Below are 20444 nucleotides of genomic sequence, written 5' to 3' on the forward strand. Positions count from 1 at the left end.
CATGCAAAAGTTTAAACTCAGTACCATTGCCGCATTAGCTGCCAGCTGTAGCTTTATAGGTGCCGCTAATGCCGATCAGAAAACCGTCGATCAACTCAGCCATTTTAAAGTTAATTACCAAATTGTCGACAATCAGGCCGCCGATCACGGCGTCGATTGTAGTGCGTTGGGTGCTGACTGGGCATCCTGTAATAAAGTCACCATCACTTTAACTAACCCATCAGCGGAAGTGAAAGGTAAAGACTGGGCTATCTATTTCCACAGTATCCGTCAGATCTTACGCGTTGATAATGACCAATTTAAAATTACTCACGTGACCGGTGATTTACATAAGCTGGAACCAACGGATAAATTCACTTCATTCCCGGCCAATAAAGCGGTTGAAATTCCGATTATTGTTGAATACTGGCAAATCTTCAAAACTGACGTGATGCCGCGTTGGTACGCGGCTTCTGAAGGGGCTAAAGCTAAAGTAATTACCAGTACTGATACTGAAGATTTGAGCAAATTCAGCGGGCCATTAGCCGGCAATAACTTTGGTGATACCTGGAAACGCACCAAAGACGATCACAACATTTTGATGAATACGGAAAACCGTTTTGCCAAGAATGCTGATGTAAACGTGCTACCGGCCACAGAGTTACGCGGACAAATCATTCCTACTCCGATGGAAGTGACGGTACATGAGCAAGATGTTGATCTGAGTAAAGGCATCTATCTGGAAGCCAAAGACTTGGATAAAGCGGCTACTGAAGCGGTATTGAAACACTTTAAAGCTTTGGGTGTTGCTTCAAACGCATCAGGCTATCCAATTAAAGCTACCGTTTCAAAAGAGGCTTTCAAAGGGCCAATGGCCGCATCAGGCGCATATGAGCTGAACATCGGTGAGAAAGGGGCTGAAATTACGGCCTACGATCAAAGCGGTATTTTCTACGGCCTGCAATCAATGCTTTCCCTATTACCAGCTGATGGCAGCAAGAAAATTGCTACATTAGATGCAAAAGATGCGCCGCGCTTTGAGTACCGCGCTATCTTCCTTGACGTTGGGCGTAACTTCCATTCTAAGGCAGCGGTACTGCGTTTATTGGATCAAATGTCGGCCTATAAGCTAAATAAATTCCACTTCCATCTTAGTGATGATGAAGGTTGGCGCATTGAGATTCCGGGGCTACCTGAGCTGACAGACGTCGGCAGCAAGCGCTGTCATGATTTAACTGAGAAAAGTTGTTTGCTACCACAGTTAGGTTCAGGCCCGGATAGCAATAATAATGGCTCTGGCCACTTCAGTCGTGCTGACTATATTGAGATTGTTAAATACGCCAATGCGCGTCAAATTGAAGTGATTCCTGAAATCGATATTCCTGCCCATGCCCGCGCTGCTGTAGTATCGATGGAGGCACGTTACGATCGCTTGCATAAAGAGGGTAAGGAAAAAGAAGCCAATGAATACCGTCTGTTAGATCCAACAGATAATTCAGTGACGACCTCGGTTCAATTCTACGATCGTCATAGCTATCTGAACCCATGTCTGGACTCGTCTAAGCGCTTTGTTGATAAAGTGATAGGCGAAATTGCTACTATGCACAAAGAAGCTGGTCAGCCGCTAACGACCTGGCATTTCGGTGGTGATGAAGCGAAAAATATCCGCTTAGGTGCGGGTTATCAGGATATCAACGCTGAGAAGAAAGAAGCCTTTAAAGGCACCATTGATCAGAGCAAAGAGGACAAACCTTGGGCTAAGTCTCAGGTATGTCAGACGATGATTAAAGATGGCAAAGTGGAAGATTTTGAGCATTTACCAAGCCACTTTGCATTAGAAGTGAGTAAGTTAGTTAATGCTCACGGCATTGAAAAAATGCAAGCATGGCAGGATGGATTGAAAGATGCCAAAGACGCCAAAGCCTTTGCTACCAAGAATGTGAGCGTGAACTTCTGGGATACCCTGTACTGGGGTGGATTTGACTCCGCCAATGACTGGGCCAATAAAGGTTATCAGGTCATTATCTCCAACCCGGATTATGTCTATTTTGATTTCCCTTATGAGGTGAATCCTCAAGAGCGCGGTTACTATTGGGGAACTCGCTTCAGCGATGAGCGTAAAGTCTTTGCCTTTGCACCAAATAACCTGCCGCAAAACGCTGAGACTTCCGTTGACCGTGATGGCAACGCCTTTAGCGCTAAGAGCGATAAAGAATGGCCGGGATCGTATGGTTTATCCGGACAAGCCTGGAGCGAAACGATACGTACCGACGATCAGATGGAATATATGCTTTACCCTCGTATATTACCGCTGGCAGAACGCGCGTGGCACCGTGCGGCCTGGGAACTGGACTACCAGAAAGGGAAAGAGTTTAAAGGTGGAGAGACGAAGTTTGTTGATCAAACTGCTCTGAACAAAGATTGGGTATTGTTCGCCAATATCGTTGGCCAGCGCGAACTCGCGAAGCTGGATAAAGCCGGCGTTGCTTATCGCTTACCTGTTCCTGGAGCTAAAGTGGTGGATGGCAAGCTGGAAGCCAACATTGCTCTGCCGGGCATGATTATTGAATACTCGGCTGACGGTGGTAAGAGCTGGAAACGTTACGATGATAAAGCTAAGCCTGCTGTGAAAGGCGAAGTTTGGGTTCGTAGCCAAAGCCATGATGGTAAGCGTTTTAGCCGGGCAGAACCGGTAAGTGTGAAATAGCATTACCATTCCTGTTCCGGCCGATTTATTGCGCCGGAACAGGGGACATAATGATATTGCAAACAGATCGTTACACTCTGCGTCCATGTCATAATTTGTCTATCGTTGTTCTCTGTTGGAGTTGTGATTGGTTTCCGGATACCCTGTTTTACTCCGTTTTATGGGTATTATGCGTTAGGGAGGTGAGTATCAAGCGGAGCATAGTTTACTGATTTATATTGGATACTGTGGTTTATCGTACTCTAATCCTGACGGGAACAGCCTCTGGTATTTTTACCAGAGGTTTTTTTATTTATGGGCGCTGAAACCGCAGGGGAAAGGTGAGTTTTGCCCGCTAGCCTTGACTATTTTCATCACGAAAGCCGATAAATAGCAGAGTACAAAAAGCGATAGAGATAGGAAATAGCGCTAACAGGATATATTTCAAACCAAACTTTAATGATGAAATAAAGGGATCCCATTCCAGCTCTGTCATACTGTTATCGGTAACGTGCGGATAGATATCAGGGTGAAAGTCGTAGCTAACAATATGGTTAACCAGCAATAAAGCGAGAGCAGAGATAACGGTAAAGATAATGCAATAGGTATTTGAGCGTTTTTTATGCTTCATTCTGGCATCCTTGCATGAATGATGTGATAGCCTTCTAATATAACTGATTTATAGGCTAAAAACGAACGCTGTTTTTATTGCAAAATTGTAATCAAAATGTAATAAAATGCTATGTGAGATGGGCTCTGATAATATAGTCAAAACAGCGAGTCTATTTGCGTCATAAAGACCATAAAGTGTATATAGACTTTATGTGATTGAACTAACAAAATCTCCGTATATCGCTAGGTTAAATCAGCGCTCTGATGCAATTTACTCTCAGTCCGAATATACCGCAGATAAGCAAGGTTATGGCGATCAAGGCCATAAGTTTGGCTGCTTAAATATAACAATGATCGTGGGGGAAGTCGTCGTGCTAGAGGAATACCGTAAACACGTTGCCGAACGTAGCGCCGAAGGTATCGTGCCAAAACCATTAAATGCAGAACAGATGGCGGGTTTGGTGACATTATTAAAGAATCCACCGGCCGGAGAAGATGCGTTTCTTCTCGATCTTCTGATTAACCGTGTCCCGCCGGGTGTAGATGAAGCTGCTTATGTTAAGGCCGGCTTTCTTGCCGCCTTGGTGAGTGGCGAGGCCAAATCGCCGTTAGTCTCCGCGGAAAAAGCCTTGGAATTACTAGGTACTATGCAGGGCGGCTATAACATTCAACCAATGATTGATGCGCTGGATAATGAAAAGCTGGCACCTATTGCGGTTAAAGAGCTATCTCATACGTTGTTGATGTTCGATAGCTTCTATGATGTGGAAGCGAAAGCCAAAGCGGGCAACAAGTATGCTCAGCAGGTCATGCAATCATGGGCTAATGCAGACTGGTTCTTGTCTCGCCCTGCGCTGGCCGATAAGCTCACCATGACGGTATTTAAAGTCAGCGGTGAAACCAATACCGATGACCTGTCGCCGGCACCAGATGCCTGGTCACGTCCTGATATTCCTTTACATGCGATGGCGATGCTGAAGAACCCTCGCGATGGGATTGTTCCCGATCAGCCTGGTCAAATCGGACCGATCAAAAAACTGGAGGAGCTGAAACAGCAAGGCTTCCCTCTGGTTTATGTGGGGGATGTGGTCGGTACGGGTTCATCACGTAAATCAGCCACTAACTCCGTGTTATGGTTTATGGGCAACGATATCCCTTACGTGCCGAATAAGCGTAGCGGTGGCGTGGTTCTGGGTGGCAAAATTGCACCTATCTTCTTTAATACTATGGAAGATGCGGGTGCCTTACCCATTGAAGATGTCGATGTTTCTAAATTGAATACCGGCGATGTGATTGATATTTACCCGAGAAAGGGTGAGATCCGTCGTCATGACAATAATGAACTGCTGGCAACCTTCTCATTGAAGACCGATGTATTGATGGATGAAGTGCGTGCCGGTGGCCGTATTCCATTAATTATTGGTCGTGGTTTAACCTCAAAGGCCAGAGAATCACTCGGTTTAGCCGCCAGCGATATCTTTGTTCAGGCTCAGTCTGCCCATGCTTCTAGCAAAGGTTATACGCTGGCGCAGAAGATGGTAGGTAAAGCCTGTGGCGTGAAAGGTGTACGCCCTGGTGAATATTGTGAGCCAAAAATGACCTCGGTTGGTTCTCAGGATACCACCGGCGGTATGACGCGTGATGAACTGAAAGACTTAGCCTGTCTGGGATTTTCAGCAGATTTGGTGATGCAGTCCTTCTGTCACACTGCGGCCTATCCAAAGCCGGTAGACGTGCAGATGCATCATTCCCTGCCTGATTTTATGATGAACCGCGGCGGCGTTTCTCTGCGTCCGGGTGACGGTATTATCCACTCATGGCTGAACCGTATGCTGTTACCGGATACCGTTGGTACTGGCGCGGATTCCCATACCCGTTTCCCGATTGGTATTTCCTTCCCGGCCGGCTCAGGTCTGGTTGCCTTTGCTGCTGCGACCGGGGTGATGCCTCTGGATATGCCAGAGTCAGTATTGGTTCGTTTTAGCGGTAAAATGCAACCGGGGATTACCTTACGCGATCTGGTTCATGCCATCCCTTACTATGCGATTCAGCAGGGTTTACTCACCGTTGAGAAGACCGGCAAGAAGAACATTTTCTCCGGTCGAATTCTGGAGATTGAAGGTTTACCGGATCTGAAAGCGGAGCAGGCGTTTGAACTGGCGGATGCTTCAGCGGAACGCTCTGCGGCAGCTTGTACCATTAAGCTGAATAAAGAACCGGTGGCAGAGTATCTGCGCTCTAATATCGTGATGCTGAAGTGGATGATTGCCGAAGGTTATGGTGATGCTCGTACTCTTGAGCGCCGCATAAATGATATGCAAGCTTGGTTGGCGAATCCACAGCTGATGGAAGCCGATTCCGATGCAGAATATGCTGCAGTACTGGATATCGATCTGAATCAGATTAAACAGCCAATTCTGTGTGCGCCAAACGATCCGGACGATGCCCGTTTACTGTCGGATGTCACCGGAGACAAGATCGATGAAGTATTTATTGGTTCCTGTATGACCAATATCGGCCATTTCCGTGCGGCAGGTAAACTGCTGGAAAACTTCAAAGGTAAGTTACCAACTCGCTTGTGGGTAACGCCACCAACCAAGATGGATGCAACTCAGCTCAGTGAAGAAGGTTATTACAGCATTTTTGGACAGAGCGGGGCACGTATTGAAATGCCGGGCTGTTCATTGTGTATGGGTAATCAGGCTCGGGTTAATGAAGGTGCCACGGTGGTTTCAACCTCGACGCGTAACTTCCCTAACCGTTTAGGTAATGGTGCCAATGTTTATCTGGCTTCGGCTGAACTGGCGGCAGTAGCGGCTATACTTGGTCGTTTACCAACAACGGAAGAGTATCTGGCTTATATGGTTGAGGTGGATAAAACCGCTGATGATACCTATCGTTATCTTAATTTCGATCGGTTGAATGAGTATACCAAGAAAGCGGAAGGCGTGATTTTCCAGTCCGCCGTTTGAATGGTTGAAAGGCAATCTTATCCTGTTGCTTAGCAATTGATAATTTTGTCATCAAGTTAACCACGCCAATTGGCGTGGTTTTTTTATTCACGTCAGCATAAACAAAAAAATAAGATAGTCTGGTGGGGTAAGAAGTGCTTATCATGTGTCAGGGTAAGCGCATGGACAATGCTGTGCGTGGGTAGACGTTACATTATGACAGGAGCGTAATATGGACTATGAATTCAGAACTGACGTTACCGGTCAGGTATTTGCCAGTTTTTCGATGGGGCATGAAGCCGTAGGTCATTGGCTCAATGAAGAGGTTAAAAATGATCTGGCGCTGTTGGATGAAGTGGAACAGGCGATAAAACACGTTCAGGGCAGTGAACGGCAATGGCAAAAGATTGGACATGAATATACGTTATGGTTGGATGGCGAAGAAGTGATTGTTCGTGCCAATCAGATGGATCTGGAAGGTGATGAAATGGAGGAGGGGATGTTTTATTACGATGAAGAAAGCCTGTCTCTATGTGGTGTAGAAGATTTTCTGAGTGTATTACAGGCATATCGTCGTTTTTTAGCGGAACGTTAATTACTGTTGGCTTTTGGGCTGGCAGACCAACACAGTAAAGAGCCAATGATAACTAGCGCAACACCTGACCAGAATGCGCTCCCCGGCCAAGTGCTGAGCCATAGGCTAGCCATTAAAATAGAGAACAACGGGGTAAAATAGGATAGCGCAGCCACCAGCGTAACATTACCTTGTCGCATGGCTTTATCCCAGCAGACATAGGCAACCGCCGTAGTGGCTCCCATCAGCAGTAATTCTAATAGCGTATTCGATGACGGTAGCGTATCCGGCATATGGGAAAACAGCGCAGTCATTAGCCATAAGCAGGCTGAGGTGACCAAGAGGAATAGGGGGAGTGCACCCTTACCGCGGCAGTAAATTCTGACCAGATTTGAATAAAGAGCCCATGAAATTGCCGCCGTCGCTGCAAGTAGATAAGCGAGGGGATTTTGTCCGGCATGAGTCACAAATTCAGAGAGGTTTAACGCCCCTCCGCTAACCACCCAAACGACGCCTGCAAAGGCCAAAATAATGCCCGGCCATAGCCACCAGCGTGCTTTAATATTGAGTAATGGTAGCGCCAAGGCCAGCGTTAGACTGGGCCACAGATAGTTGATTAACCCTATTTCCAGCGCCTGAGCCCGGTCGGTCGCCATACCGATAGCCAGCGCAAAGCACACCATATAAATGACAAACAGCGAGCCGCAGCCCCAAATATACGCCGGGCGCTGTTCCTGTAATTTGGGTAGGCCTGTTACGCATAAAACTAATATGCCGCTCACGCTGTAAATCGCTGCACCGGCGCCGAAGGGGCCCAACACTTCTGAAATACTGCGGGTAAGGGCGACGCTCATACTCCACAATAAAATGGCAATGATGCCTGACAACGTTCCGATTCTGGTCATTGAATAATTACACTGACAAAGGTTAAGCCAGAGTTTAACACTATCTTAAGACTTTAGAATCTTGAATATTGTTCAATGAGTTAAAGCTTTTCTAATATGGAAAAGTTGGAAATTAATCCAGATAAATAGGCTTTTACCCCACTTTGGTTCTGGTCTTTTTGGCTAAGGGGGTGAAATTTGCTGTTGGTGATTGGATGAATAAGATAAGTATCGGGATGGTCGGTGAATAAAAACCGGCTACATCTTCAAGGTAGCCGGTTTTTCATTGACGATTACGCTAGCTTAGCAAAGCTACGTTCAGCGGCATCGATGGTGCGCTGAATATCTTCTTTTGAGTGAGCCAGTGACATAAAACCTGCTTCAAAAGCGGATGGTGCTAAATAAACGCCTTCTTCCAACATCAAGTGGAAGAATTTCTTAAAGCGTTCAACATCGCACTGTACAACATCTTGATAGCAGGTCACGCTGTCAGCATCGGTAAAGAAGATACCGAACATGCCGCCCACATAGTTCATTACCAGCGGAATTCCTTGTCTTTGGGCGGCGTTTAGCAGGCCTTCTGCTAGCTGTTTGGTTCTCTCTGCCAACTGTGAGTAAACACCAACATCGGTCAATTGACTCAGGCAAGCATAACCGGCAGCCATAGCAATTGGGTTACCGGATAAGGTACCGGCTTGATAAACCGGTCCAGTTGGCGCGAGTGCCGCCATTACATCCCGACGACCGCCGAAAGCGCCAACGGGCATACCGCCACCGATGATTTTCCCTAAACAGGTCAAATCAGGCGTCACATTATAATAGGCCTGAGCGCCACCCAAGGCGACACGGAAACCGGTCATCACTTCATCAATGATCAGCAGTGCGCCATATTCATCACAAAGCTGACGTAAACCAGGGAGAAAATCCGCAGATGGTGGAATACAGTTCATATTACCGGCAACGGGCTCAACGATAATACAGGCGATATCATTAAGGTTTTGCTCAAACGCCTGACGTACGGTATTCAAATCATTATAGGTACAGGTCAGGGTGTGTTTAGCGAAATCAGCGGGTACACCGGGTGAATTAGGTTGGCCCAAGGTTAAAGCGCCGGAACCCGCTTTTACCAATAGGCAGTCTGCGTGACCATGGTAGCAGCCTTCAAACTTGATAATTTTGTCACGGCCGGTAAAACCACGCGCTAGACGAATTGCGCTCATGGTGGCTTCGGTACCGGAGTTCACCATACGGACCATATCCATAGAGGGAACCAGTTCGGTGACCAGAGTAGCCATTTCAACTTCCATTTCGGTTGGCGCGCCGAAACTTAAGCCACGCTGTACCGCCTCAATTACCGCATCACGAATCACATCATTATTGTGACCCAGAATCATCGGGCCCCATGAGCCCACGTAGTCGATATAGGCTTTATCGTCTGCATCGTACAGGTAGGCTCCGTCAGCGCGTTCAACAAATAGCGGTACGCCGCCCACCCCAGTGAATGCGCGAACCGGCGAGTTAACACCACCCGGAATCACTTGCTGTGCTTGTGCATACAAACTTTCTGATTTACTCATGAATCGGCTCCTGCCTTGTTATTCTGGAGAGGGAATAGAACTTTCAACTATTGTAAAAGAAGTAGGGATAAATATCAGCTTTAGATTGTTTACCAAACTTTTCTGTTCAGCGAAGGATGAGATAGCGTTGATATGGGGGATAATAAAAGCAACCTAAGAACAATAGACGATGGTTTGATTAAGGTGCCGTCGGTGATGTGTTGTAAAATGGCGTTTATCAGCGTACTTTACACGCTAAATTAGTCCTGAGTATTGTAGCAAAGTGCGGTATAATACTTGAACGTTTTAGTCAACTATTAGATAATTATAGGATTACGGGTTTTGCCAGAGTAGCAGACCTGAAACCAGATCTGAAAAATAAGCTGGAGACAATGAATGAGTGATTCAACTGCTTTGCCGCTGGAGTTTACCGAGGCGGCGGCCAATAAAGTGAAGGAACTGATTGCTGATGAAAGTAATCCTGACCTGAAGCTACGTGTGTATATCACCGGTGGTGGGTGCAGTGGTTTCCAGTATGGCTTCACGTTTGATGATAAAGTGAATGATGGCGATATGCTGATAGAGAAGCAGGGCGTGTCGCTGGTGGTTGATCCGATGAGTCTGCAATACTTAATCGGCGGTGCGGTAGACTATACCGAAGGATTAGAAGGTTCACGCTTTATTATCCAGAATCCAAATGCCAAAAGTACCTGCGGATGTGGCTCTTCATTTAGCGTGTAAGTTGTTGTGGTTATTTGGTAAGAAAGAGATGTTTGTGCCCGTGGGCGTAGGGTCTGGAATGGCTACGGGCAGTTATGAGACACATTTATGTGTCTCACCCTTCAAGCGATTCGTCCGCGCCAGATATCGGTTATTTCTCCAAACTAAAGGTAGGTAACTTCAGGTTCCAGCGTATAGCGGCCAAACGGATGGTCAGCGTAATCACCATTCCCAGCATTCCTGACTCTTCTAACCCCAAATTAAAGAAATAATGTGATGCGGCATGAACCGAACCGCCGATAATACAGGCAGTAGCATACACTTCGGTACGCAGTATCATTGGGATCTCACGAGCTAACACATCACGAATAATTCCCCCACCGACACCGGTAAGGACGCCCATGCAGGTGGCGACTAATGGACCGGTTCCGGCAAGAAACGCTTTGTTTACCCCAATACCGACGAATACCGCCAAGCCGATAGCATCCAGTACCGGTAAAATCCATTTTGGCAGGCTGCGAGGGTGGCGTACCACGGCAATGGTAGCGACGCAGGTGACCAGCGCGACCACTAAATCGGTCGGGTCTTTGACCCAAAATACGGGGCCGTTAGCCAGTGCCATATCGCGGATGGTGCCTCCACCAACCGCGGTGACAACCCCTAATACCAGTACGCCAAAGGGATCCATACGTAGTTTTCCGGCTAATAGCACACCGGAGATAGCAAAAACGGCAGTTCCAAGAATATCCAGCCAATAGACTAACATTTACCCGTGCTCCAAATCCTATTAACTAGATGAAATTTCAGATAATTTTTTACAGATGACTTCAGCAGCCAGCATAATTCTTGGGCCACTACGGTTAAACCAGTTTTCAGGTACCGTGATAATAGGAACATCTAACTGTCCGTGCCAGAAGTCTCTGACGTTTTTTGCTTGCGCTTCTTCACCAGAAATAATAATCACCTGAGGCTTGCGAGTAAGTACCTGCTCTCTGCTTACCTGTGGCCAGGGCACCGGGCTATCGGCAAAAATATTTCTGCCGCCGCATAGGGTAACAATTTCACTTTGTAGCGTACTGCCGGAGGTCGTGAATAATGGCTGATGGCTAAATTGTAAGAAGGCTCCGACCGGTGGCTTACTTTGTTGCTGATAGCGCTGCTTTAAGGATTGCTGTTCATCTAGCAAACGGGCGGCGGCTTGATGAGCCTGTGCCGGATTCGGGCTATATTCAGCCAACAGATTCAAGTTGTCAGCGATTCCCTGAATATTCTGCGGATCGGAATAGAGCACTTTAATACCAAAATTGGTCAGCTGATCCAGCATTTTTTGCGGATTGCCTCCCCGCCAGGCTAAGACTAAATCTGGTTTTAACGCGATAACCCGCTCAAGATTGATGCCTTGCCATGAGGCCACTTGCTCCAGCTTTTTCGCTTCCGGTGGATAATCGGAATACGCGCTGGCGGCAATCAGTTTGTCGCCCATACCTGCGGCATAAGCCAGCTCAGTGGTATGGGGGGATAAACTGATCACTCGTTCAGCAACCGCGGATATCGCCGCGCCGCTATACAGATATAGCGAAGAGACTGACAGTAACAGCCACAGCGCCGTTACTGTTTTTTTCATGAAGGTCCGCAGCAGCATTATTGTTTTTCTGCCAGTGTTTTTAGCATAGTGCTGACCATTAAAGATGATTGTTTAGCCGCTAGAGTAAGAAATTCATCGAAACTCAAATGAGATTCCCGATCGGCAACGTCAGAAATTGCGCGCACCACTACAAACGGTGTACCAAACTGATGGCAAACGTGACCGATAGCGGCTGCTTCCATTTCGACGGCGGCAACATTAGGGAAATTGGCTCGAATACGTGCCAGTGGTTCAGCCCCGTTGATAAAGGCGTCTCCGCTGCAAATCAGACCTCTGACCGCATGAAGGTTGCATTGACTGATACAGTGTTCTGCCAGTGCGATTAAATCTTTATCGGCAGGAAAAGCTGCCGGACAGCCAGCCATTTGACCTGGCTCATAGCCGAATGCGGTGACATCAGCATCGTGATAGCGTACTTCATCGGATACCACAATATCGCCAACGTTGAGTGACGGGGCCAGGCCACCAGCAGAACCGGTATTGATAATCAGGTCAGGGCGACAGATTTCCAACAGTAGAGTGGTGCCCATAGCCGCTGAAACTTTACCGATACCTGATTTGAGCAGAGCGACTTCAATGCCGTTAAGGCGGCCGGTATAGATTTCGCAGCCAGCGCGTTTAAAGGTTTCACAATTGTCGATTTGATCACGAAGTAGAGTAACTTCCTGCTCCATTGCGCCGATAATGCCTATTTTCATCGTAATAATCCGTCAGGTTAGGTACATAAATTGGCGCGTAGTCTATCATGCTAATGGACGGAATGAGTCTCTTCTACAACACAGATTTTTGCATCATTTGATTAATCTTTAATCCGTGAGCGGATAATGTATGATTAACTTGGAAAATATTTTATTAAGATGGAAAAAACCACGTAATTTTTCATCGAGATAGGTTGAAAACAGGCAGGCTGCTGGAAACTGAATGTGACAGCGGTAATCGTAAGCAGAATGGGAAAAGGTTATGTCCGGAATTGATTTTAGCAAAAGAATCATTGTTCAGCGTCCTTTTGGCTCGTCACCAGCTCCGGAAGGGGAATACGAGATTACGCGTCAGTTTGAGAGCGATCGCGGGCGTATCATCAATTCTGCTGCTATTCGCCGGCTCCAGCAAAAGACTCAGGTATTCCCATTGGAGCGCAATGCTGCGGTACGTAGTCGTTTGACTCATTCGATGGAAGTGCAGCAGGTTGGTCGTCATATTGCTAAAGAAATTTTCAATCAGCTCAAAAAAGAAGGGCGAATTGAACAGCTTGGTTTGGATAAAACGTTAGACTCCTTTGAAAGCATTGTTGAAATGGCTTGCCTGATGCATGACGTAGGTAATCCACCTTTTGGTCATTTCGGTGAAGCGGCTATTAACAACTGGTTTAGTAAGAGGTTGAATCCCGGTGCTGGGAAGCTGTGTCATTATCCCTGTTTACGCCTGCAAGATGAGCAGCCGGAATTAAACGTTCTCAGGGTGCGTATTTGTCAGGACTTAAGTAATTTTGAAGGGAATGCTCAGGCTATTCGTTTGGTCCATACGCTGTTGAAGCTTAATTTAACCTATTCTCAAGTTGCCTGTATTTTGAAGTATACCCGGCCAGCATACTGGACAGAGGATATACCGGCGGATCGCAGCTACCTGATGAAAAAACCGGGTTACTATCTGGCAGAGGAAGCTTTTATTAACGATCTGCGCAGTAAGCTGGATATGAAGGAATTTAGTCGGTATCCACTGACCTATATTATGGAAGCCGCAGATGATATTTCTTACTGTATTGCCGATCTTGAAGATGCTGTGGAAAAACGCATTTTAACCATTGAGCAGCTTCACGACCGTTTGAAAAATGCCTGGGGTGAGGTGTCTGATGGCGATCTGTTTGATAAAACCATTGGTAACGCGGTACGGAAAATGGAGCAGGGCAGCGGATATCGTCATCGTGAAGATCAGTTCTTTATGTATCTGCGGGTTTATACCGTAGGCAAACTGGTGCCACGGGCGGCTCTACGCTTTATCAATAATTTACCCGCTATTTTCGACGGTAGTTTTAATCAAGCTCTGCTGGAAGATGGTGATGAGGCGTTTAAATTGCTCAGCGCTTTCAAAGATGTTGCGTTGAAATATGTTTTCAATCACGAAGAAGTGGAACAATTAGAGTTACAAGGCTATCGGGTGATCAGTGGGCTATTGGATATTTATAGTCCGCTACTGGATATGCCTATGGCGGATTTTACGCAATTAGTTCGAGAAAATGCCCATCGCCGTTATTTAATTGAAACGCGCTTATTCCACAAGTTGTCGACTAAACATTGTTTAGCTTATCAGGAAGCCATCAGCAAGCTGGGGCATTTGCCTGAATCACAACAAGAGATTAGAGAGCTGTATTATCGCGCCAGACTTATTCAGGACTATATCAGCGGTATGACCGATCTTTATGCTTATGATGAGTATCGTAAGCTAATGGCGGCAGAGTAGTTGGCTACAGAGTAACGCCTTTCTAGTCGCTATGCTTTTGGTTATTTTAACGAAAAGCATAGCGATACCTGTTTTTATCTCACCGGTTTATTTCACTTATCTGCATTACAGTAATATCTTTCTTATTTTAATGAATAACAAAACCTTCTAAATAGAGAGCAGATTGACGGTAATAGATAAATGTGATTGTTGCCTCAATTTGGATAAATAAAACTCAAGTTTGGGCAATTGCACAATGCATACGGCAATCACTACCATTAATCTTGGCTAATTCGCATTATTCCCGGGATGTTGCCATGTCTTTTTACCATCTTGATGCCAAACTCGCTCAAGACATTGTTAACCGCACCATGAAAATTATTGATAGCAATATCAATGTAATGGATGCGAACGGTATGATTATCGGTAGCGGTGATAATAAGCGAATTGGTGAGCTACATGAAGGTGCCTTATTGGCGCTATCTCAGGGTCGCGTGGTAGAAATTAATGATGCCGTGGCGATCAGTTTGCAAGGAGTTCGTCCGGGGATTAATTTGCCTCTGCGGGTAGAAGGCGAGGTTGTTGGCGTTATTGGTTTAACGGGAGATCCCGATCTGTTACGGCAACACGGACAGTTGGTCGGTATGGCCGCAGAAATGATGTTGGAGCAGGCCCGACTGCTGAATATGCTGGCTCAGGATAGCCGGATGCGTGAAGCGCTGGTGCTGAATTTGATCCGTAATGATGAGTTACCCTCATCATTAATGGAGTGGGCACAGCGATTAGGAATAGACCTCAGTCAGCCGAGAGTGGTCACTTTGATTGAACTGGATAGCCGCCGTCAAGGGGCGGATGTTTCCATGAAAGACTTACAGCAACTGCAAAGTTTGCTGACTATACCGGATCGGGAAAACTTGATTGCGATTGTTTCGCTCAATGAAATGGTGGTATTGCAACCTGCATTGAACAGCCATGGTCGCTGGGATGCGGAAGAACATCGTAAACGGGTCGATAATCTGCTACTGCGCATTTCTGAAAATAGCCAGCTTAACGTCAGAGTATCGCTGGGCAACCATTTCTCCGATCCCGGTTGTGTTGCACGTTCATACAGTACGGCAAAAGCAGCAATGACCGTGGGTAAGCAGCGTATGCCCAACCAGAGCAGCTATTATTATCAGGATCTTATGTTACCGGTGTTGCTGGATAGCTTACGCGGCGGCTGGCAAGTGAATGAACTCAATCGGCCATTGACGAAACTAAAAGCGATGGATAATAACGGATTGCTGCGTAGAACATTACAGGCATGGTTTAAGCACAATATGCATCCTGGAGCGACGGTAAAGTCTCTGTATATTCATCGTAATACGCTGGACTACCGATTAAATCGAATCTCGCAAATTACCGGATTAAATTTGAAAAAATTTGACGACCATATGCAACTGTATATCGCATTACAGTTAGATGAAGAATAATCGTTTGTTACTTAACGTGTTGTTACTTAGTGCATTGCAGTTGTTGATATAACGTGATTAGAATACCTGTGATAGAGGCAATAGCTTATTCAGATAGAATTATCTGGATCCGTTGGCGAGTCGTCACCGGATAATCGATATAGCTAAGTTATGCCAGACCATAAGCTGCTGCAAAGTACCTCAGCACACTTTGTGTGCGACGCCTTCGGTTGACCTCCGGCTGAGTACGTCTCCGCAGCTTACGGTATCGTTTTATAGTATTGTCTCTATCCCTAATTTTATATTGACTATGGTACCAATGGACGGAGATAAAAAAGGAGCATATGCCTGATACGGACGTATGGAAATATTGTACCACGGCGCAAATCAAGCAGTTTCTCGTCTCCCTGCGGCTGTTGGGCAACACTGATTGGAGCGATGAAAAGTATATCGCTTCGCTTTATGCCGTTAGCCGTAATATCAACAACCATTATCAACAGACTACCTTGTTAAAGCGAGATGGCACCCAGCGGCATTTACTGGTGCCGGATAAGCTGCTGAAGAAAATTCAAAAAAACATTCTTCGCAATCTATTGCAGGATGTTCCCCTGTCAGCACATGCCACCGCTTATCGTCAGGGAACGGATATCGTCGCTAATGCGCAAGCTCACCTTGGTCAACGACAGATACTTAAGCTAGATATTGTTGATTTCTTTGGCAGCATTACATTTATGATGGTTTGTCGCAGTGTCTTTCCGTCTCTCTACTTTCCTCCATCCGTTGGTACATTATTAACCAATCTATGCTGTTATAACGATGCTCTACCCCAAGGGGCACCAACGTCACCTGCCATTTCAAATATTGTTATGACGCCGTTCGATAACTACATAGGAAAGTGGTGTCAGGAAAGAAAAATTGTTTATACCCGGTATTGTGATGACATGACCTTTTCTGGCGACTTTGAGGCTAAACAGCTAAAAAATAAGGTTCGGGCATTTTTACAGGAAATGGGCTTTTCATTAAACCAGCATAAAACAAAGCTATTTACCTGTCATACCCGACAATTGGTAACCGGCATTGTGGTGAATGAAAAACTACAGGTATCCAGAGAATATCGTAAACAACTGCGGCAGGAACTTTACTTTTGCCAGAAATTTGGTGTGTTGTCACATTTAACTCAAATCAATAACGGTCTTATCGCTAAGCAGGAAGACGTTGAGAGCTACCTTCAGTCTCTATTGGGAAAAGCCAATTTTATTGTGCAGGTTAATCCCCAAGATGCTTACTTTTTGCAAGCCCAATCTCTAATAAAACAGCTGATTCGGACTCATCGGGCAGAATAATTTCTATTGGTTATTTCGGTTTAACTTAGCCGTAATCGGTGGATTAAGAGTGAGGTACTCACCCTTAACCTTTTGCAATGTAAGTGTTTACTTTATCAAGTCACCGGTGCGGGATTAAACACCGCTAATGCGTTATGTAACCCCCAATGATCTGACCAAGGTTTCTTACGACCGCTGGCAACTTCCAGCAGTAGATGAAATAGTTCCCATCCTACTTGTTCAATGCTGGCTTCCCCGGTTGCAATGGTGCCTGCATCGATATCCACCAGATCGAACCAGCGTTTAGCTAAGGCGCTGCGGGTTGACATTTTTATCACCGGCACGGCCGCCAGTCCGTAAGGCGTGCCTCGACCCGAAGTGAAAACTTGTAGTGTAATGCCGGAGGCTAATTGCTGGGTACCGCAGACGAAGTCACTGGCGGGCGTTGCGGCATAAATCAGACCGCGTTTGGTTGGGCGTTGTCCCGGTGAAAGAACCTCGACAATGGCACTTTTCCCAGATTTAGCAATTGAACCCAACGCTTTTTCCACCACGTTAGCCAAACCTCCTTTCTTGTTACCGGGTGATGGATTGGCACTGCGGTCTGTTTCGCCGCTATTCAGGTAATTATCGTACCAGGCCATTTCGCGCAGTAAGTCTTTACCAACCTGCGGATTAATAACCCGTGGCGTGAGTAAATGAACGGCATCTCGGACTTCGGTGACTTCGGAGAACATCACTGTGGCACCACAGCGCACCAGTAGGTCAGAGGCAAAGCCAACCGCAGGATTAGCCGTTACGCCAGAAAACGCGTCACTGCCGCCGCACTGCATTCCTACCACCAGCTCTGAGGCTGGGCAGGTTTCCCGTTGCCGTTTATTCAAACGCTGTAAATGTTTTTCCGCGACCGACATAATTTCGGCCACCATGGCGCCAAAGCCAACGTGTTGTTCATCCTGCAGACGAATAATCGGACTATCAGTCATGATGATCTTTTCAACGTCAGGGGTGCCTTCAAGCAGTCTTTCCGGCTGAAGCTTTTCACAACCGAGGCCAATAACCATCACTTCACCGCCAAAGTTGGGGTTCAGCGCCAGGTTATGAATGGTACGGATAGGGATCACCGCGGCTGGGGCGTTAATTGCCACACCGCAGCCATACAGGTGGTTTAGGCCGACAACGCCATCGACGTTAGGGTATTTAGGGAGTAAATCTCGCTCAATTAGCTTGACGACATAGTCAACGACACCTGCCACACACTGTACACTGGTGGTAATCCCCAGCAGGTTTTTAGTTCCTACACTACCGTCGGCATTGCGGTAACCATCAAAGGTATACCCTTCCAGCGAAGGTAGCGGTGCAGGAGTCTTGGTCGCCAGAGGTAGGGTATCCAACGCAGGCGCTTCAGGTAAAGCCACCAGCGATTCATCAATCCAGCTTCCTTGGGCAATATCACGTAGCGCATAACCGATAATTTCACCGTAGCGCACAATAGCTTGGTTTTGTTGAATAGGGATTAGGGCAACTTTATGTCCCTGTGGAATATGTTCTGTCAGGACTAAACCGCAGCTAAAACGAGTACCGGCGGCTAGACCGTTGTCATTGACCACAATGGCGACATTGTCTTGTTCATCGACTTTTATATAAAGCGGAGTAGTAAGATTGTTATCTTTCTGCATGATAAATACCTTCAATGTTAAAAAATTTTAACGGGTATCATTTATGGGTGACTATCTATCGTGGCGGCGGAGTGAATTATTTAATTCTGCTATTTTTAGCTATGTCTTATTTCTATTTTTACTGACTATCTTAGGTAATAACAATATCTATTTTTAAGGCGATTTTAAATTCCGCCTAACTCGCTCTTAATCTGTGATAGGTATCAATTTTTCAGACTATTTATTGGAAAGGGGATATCGGTTTTTAATATTTTCAACTCAATGATTTAATTGTGTTTTATTGCTTTTTTTGTTTGTTTTTTATGCGAAAAATGTTCTGGGCTACATAAATTGTTGGGCATCTGCCCAATGCTTTAAACCATTCTCTCCTATTAGTATCTTTCCAGCGGAACAGCGAATTATTAATTTTATATTTTGTTATTTCTTATACAGGGAAATAAAACTGACGGCCTATTTTTATTAGGCAGAAAGAAGACTTTTTTATCCGAATTATTATCACTAACAATATTAAAAAAGATGGATAAGTTAAATCAATAACTTTATCTCTAGGAGAATACTATGGAGTCTATAAAGTCGGCGGCAAGGGGCGGTGAAAAACCCACTCATGTCCGCTTTTGGATTGTTGTCATGCTGTTCGTGGTTACCGCGATTAACTACGGCGATCGGGCAACGTTATCGATTGCTGGTGCCCCGATGTCAACTTCACTGGGGTTGGATGCTATCGGTATGGGGTATGTGTTCTCTGCATTCTCATGGGCCTACGTGCTAGGGCAACTGCCGGGCGGATGGCTATTGGATAGATTTGGCTCCAAGCGCGTTTATTTCTGGAGTATTTTTATTTGGTCAACCTTTACCCTGTTACAAGGCGCAATTGGCTTCTTAAGCGGTATGTGGGCTCTGGTACTGCTTTTCTCTTTACGTTTTCTGGTTGGTTTGGCTGAGTCACCTTCATTTCCGGGAAATAGTCGAATTGTTGCCGCATGGTTTCCTGCACAGGAACGTGGTACAGCAGTAGCGATTTTTAACTCGGCACAATATTTTGCTACCGTTATTTTTGCGCCAATTATGGGCTGGTTAACCTATACCTTAGGATGGCAGTTTGTATTCTACTTTATGGGTGGATTGGGCATCATTGTTAGTTTTGTTTGGCTGAAGGTCATCCATAATCCGAAAGATCACCCGAAAATCAATCAGGGCGAAATTGACCATATTGAACGCGGTGGTGCGCTGACCAATATGGATCAGCAGGGCAAAGGTCAAGATGGTAGTTCAGGTCCTAAATTCCACTATATCAAGCAGTTATTAAGTTCCCGTATGCTGGTTGGTATTTATATCGGTCAGTACTGTATCAACGCATTAACCTACTTCTTTATTACTTGGTTCCCGGTTTATCTGGTCCAGGCACGCGGTATGTCAATTCTGAAAGCAGGTTTTGTCGCTTCGGTTCCGGCGTTGTGCGGTTTTGCCGGCGGTATTTTGGGCGGCATTATCTCTGACTGGCTAATGAAACGTACGGGTTCCATTACTTTGGCAAGAAAAACGCCGATTGTGTTGGGCATGCTGCTGTCTATTTCGATGATTTTCTGTAACTACGTGGAATCAGAAATGCTGGTGGTTGGCTTTATGGCTTTAGCCTTCTTCGGCAAGGGAGTTGGTGCGCTGGGCTGGGCGGTGATGGCAGATACTGCGCCAAAAGAGATCAGCGGATTAAGCGGTGGCTTATTCAATATGTGCGGCAATATCTCAGGCATTGTTACGCCTATCGCTATCGGCTATATCGTTCACACCACAGGTTCATTTAACGGCGCATTGGTGTATGTCGGTATTCACGCGGTGATCGCGGTTGTCAGCTATCTATTTGTGGTCGGTAAGATTCAACGCGTTGAGCTGAAACTGTAATCTTTGAGGTATCAGGCCATGCCTATGCAAGATACCTCCGGCGATAGTGC

Annotated in this window: 15 protein-coding genes; 8 read left to right on the forward strand and 7 right to left on the reverse strand. The window is 46.1% G+C overall.

Going from position 1 to position 20444, the window contains the following annotated elements; genetic code table 11:
- Window position 1: 1 nt before the first annotated feature.
- Window positions 2-2686, forward strand: a complete 2685-nt coding sequence (locus EL341_RS04245; RefSeq protein WP_126467080.1) for a beta-N-acetylhexosaminidase — start codon at window positions 2-4, stop codon at window positions 2684-2686.
- A gap of 334 nt (window positions 2687-3020) precedes the next feature.
- Here the strand turns inward: EL341_RS04245 and EL341_RS04250 are convergent, their stop codons facing one another.
- Window positions 3021-3296, reverse strand: coding sequence for a hypothetical protein (locus EL341_RS04250; protein ID WP_047780193.1), 276 nt, complete (start codon window positions 3294-3296; stop codon window positions 3021-3023).
- Window positions 3297-3648: 352 nt separating this feature from the next.
- On the opposite strand from EL341_RS04250, the gene acnB reads away from it, so the two are divergent.
- Entirely contained in the window at window positions 3649-6249 is a 2601-nt protein-coding gene (acnB, locus tag EL341_RS04255; protein WP_047782516.1) for a bifunctional aconitate hydratase 2/2-methylisocitrate dehydratase, read from the forward strand.
- Between the two features lie 211 nt (window positions 6250-6460).
- Window positions 6461-6823 (forward strand): protein YacL, encoded by a 363-nt coding sequence (gene yacL, locus EL341_RS04260; protein WP_074820033.1) that lies wholly within the window; start codon window positions 6461-6463, stop codon window positions 6821-6823.
- Here the strand turns inward: yacL and yddG are convergent.
- Together yddG and hemL are read right to left on the reverse strand one after the other, a co-directional pair.
- Window positions 6820-7707, reverse strand: a complete 888-nt coding sequence (yddG, locus tag EL341_RS04265) for an aromatic amino acid DMT transporter YddG (protein ID WP_074820031.1) — start codon at window positions 7705-7707, stop codon at window positions 6820-6822. The two genes, yacL and yddG, sit on opposite strands and share 4 nt — an antisense overlap.
- Before the next feature lie 272 nt (window positions 7708-7979).
- Complete coding sequence (hemL, locus tag EL341_RS04270) at window positions 7980-9263, reverse strand: glutamate-1-semialdehyde 2,1-aminomutase (RefSeq protein WP_074820030.1); 1284 nt, start codon at window positions 9261-9263, stop codon at window positions 7980-7982.
- Window positions 9264-9638: 375 nt separating this feature from the next.
- Here hemL and erpA point away from each other — a divergent pair, with 375 nt between their 5' ends.
- Entirely contained in the window at window positions 9639-9983 is a 345-nt protein-coding gene (gene erpA, locus EL341_RS04275; RefSeq protein WP_074820028.1) for an iron-sulfur cluster insertion protein ErpA, read from the forward strand.
- A gap of 130 nt (window positions 9984-10113) precedes the next feature.
- Here the strand turns inward: erpA and EL341_RS04280 are convergent, their stop codons facing one another.
- Genes EL341_RS04280 through mtnN form a run of 3 tightly spaced genes read right to left on the reverse strand, consistent with a single transcriptional unit; the run spans window position 10114 to window position 12305 of the window.
- Window positions 10114-10728, reverse strand: a complete 615-nt coding sequence (locus EL341_RS04280; RefSeq protein ID WP_047780198.1) for a TRIC cation channel family protein — start codon at window positions 10726-10728, stop codon at window positions 10114-10116.
- Window positions 10729-10749: 21 nt separating this feature from the next.
- Window positions 10750-11586: a vitamin B12 ABC transporter substrate-binding protein BtuF gene (gene btuF / locus EL341_RS04285; RefSeq protein WP_074820582.1), complete on the reverse strand. Its 837-nt coding sequence runs from the start codon at window positions 11584-11586 to the stop codon at window positions 10750-10752.
- A 17-nt stretch (window positions 11587-11603) separates the two neighbouring features.
- The gene (gene mtnN / locus EL341_RS04290; RefSeq protein WP_047780199.1) at window positions 11604-12305 is read right to left on the reverse strand and encodes a 5'-methylthioadenosine/S-adenosylhomocysteine nucleosidase; all 702 of its coding nucleotides are present in this window, start codon (window positions 12303-12305) and stop codon (window positions 11604-11606) included.
- 262 nt (window positions 12306-12567) lie between these two features.
- On the opposite strand from mtnN, the gene dgt reads away from it, so the two are divergent.
- The 3 genes from dgt (at window position 12568) to EL341_RS04305 (ending at window position 16837) form a co-directional block, all read left to right on the forward strand.
- Window positions 12568-14064, forward strand: coding sequence for a dGTPase (dgt, locus tag EL341_RS04295; RefSeq protein WP_074820024.1), 1497 nt, complete (start codon window positions 12568-12570; stop codon window positions 14062-14064).
- A gap of 296 nt (window positions 14065-14360) precedes the next feature.
- Complete coding sequence (locus tag EL341_RS04300; RefSeq protein ID WP_047780201.1) at window positions 14361-15515, forward strand: CdaR family transcriptional regulator; 1155 nt, start codon at window positions 14361-14363, stop codon at window positions 15513-15515.
- A gap of 323 nt (window positions 15516-15838) precedes the next feature.
- A complete protein-coding gene (locus tag EL341_RS04305; protein ID WP_074820020.1) occupies window positions 15839-16837 on the forward strand; it encodes a reverse transcriptase family protein in 999 nt (332 codons plus the stop codon).
- Window positions 16838-16932: 95 nt separating this feature from the next.
- Here EL341_RS04305 and garD read toward each other — a convergent pair whose 3' ends face one another.
- A complete protein-coding gene (gene garD, locus EL341_RS04310; protein ID WP_074820017.1) occupies window positions 16933-18495 on the reverse strand; it encodes a galactarate dehydratase in 1563 nt (520 codons plus the stop codon).
- Between the two features lie 558 nt (window positions 18496-19053).
- Here garD and EL341_RS04315 point away from each other — a divergent pair.
- Window positions 19054-20394, forward strand: coding sequence for an MFS transporter (locus tag EL341_RS04315; protein WP_047780204.1), 1341 nt, complete (start codon window positions 19054-19056; stop codon window positions 20392-20394).
- Window positions 20395-20444 lie beyond the last annotated feature (50 nt).

Origin of the sequence: Pragia fontium (assembly GCF_900638655.1) — a bacterium.
Taxonomy (GTDB): domain Bacteria; phylum Pseudomonadota; class Gammaproteobacteria; order Enterobacterales; family Enterobacteriaceae; genus Pragia; species Pragia fontium.

Excerpts from the sequence above, each read along its gene's own strand:
- EL341_RS04245 (WP_126467080.1), top strand. The coding sequence starts at position 2 with ATGCAAAAGTTTAAACTCAGTACCATTGCCGCATTAGCTGCCAGCTGT.
- EL341_RS04250 (WP_047780193.1), bottom strand. The coding sequence starts at position 3,296 with ATGAAGCATAAAAAACGCTCAAATACCTATTGCATTATCTTTACCGTT.
- yacL (WP_074820033.1), top strand. The coding sequence starts at position 6,461 with ATGGACTATGAATTCAGAACTGACGTTACCGGTCAGGTATTTGCCAGT.
- yddG (WP_074820031.1), bottom strand. The coding sequence starts at position 7,707 with ATGACCAGAATCGGAACGTTGTCAGGCATCATTGCCATTTTATTGTGG.
- hemL (WP_074820030.1), bottom strand. The coding sequence starts at position 9,263 with ATGAGTAAATCAGAAAGTTTGTATGCACAAGCACAGCAAGTGATTCCG.
- erpA (WP_074820028.1), top strand. The coding sequence starts at position 9,639 with ATGAGTGATTCAACTGCTTTGCCGCTGGAGTTTACCGAGGCGGCGGCC.
- EL341_RS04280 (WP_047780198.1), bottom strand. The coding sequence starts at position 10,728 with ATGTTAGTCTATTGGCTGGATATTCTTGGAACTGCCGTTTTTGCTATC.
- btuF (WP_074820582.1), bottom strand. The coding sequence starts at position 11,586 with ATGAAAAAAACAGTAACGGCGCTGTGGCTGTTACTGTCAGTCTCTTCG.
- mtnN (WP_047780199.1), bottom strand. The coding sequence starts at position 12,305 with ATGAAAATAGGCATTATCGGCGCAATGGAGCAGGAAGTTACTCTACTT.
- dgt (WP_074820024.1), top strand. The coding sequence starts at position 12,568 with ATGTCCGGAATTGATTTTAGCAAAAGAATCATTGTTCAGCGTCCTTTT.
- EL341_RS04300 (WP_047780201.1), top strand. The coding sequence starts at position 14,361 with ATGTCTTTTTACCATCTTGATGCCAAACTCGCTCAAGACATTGTTAAC.
- EL341_RS04305 (WP_074820020.1), top strand. The coding sequence starts at position 15,839 with ATGCCTGATACGGACGTATGGAAATATTGTACCACGGCGCAAATCAAG.
- garD (WP_074820017.1), bottom strand. The coding sequence starts at position 18,495 with ATGCAGAAAGATAACAATCTTACTACTCCGCTTTATATAAAAGTCGAT.
- EL341_RS04315 (WP_047780204.1), top strand. The coding sequence starts at position 19,054 with ATGGAGTCTATAAAGTCGGCGGCAAGGGGCGGTGAAAAACCCACTCAT.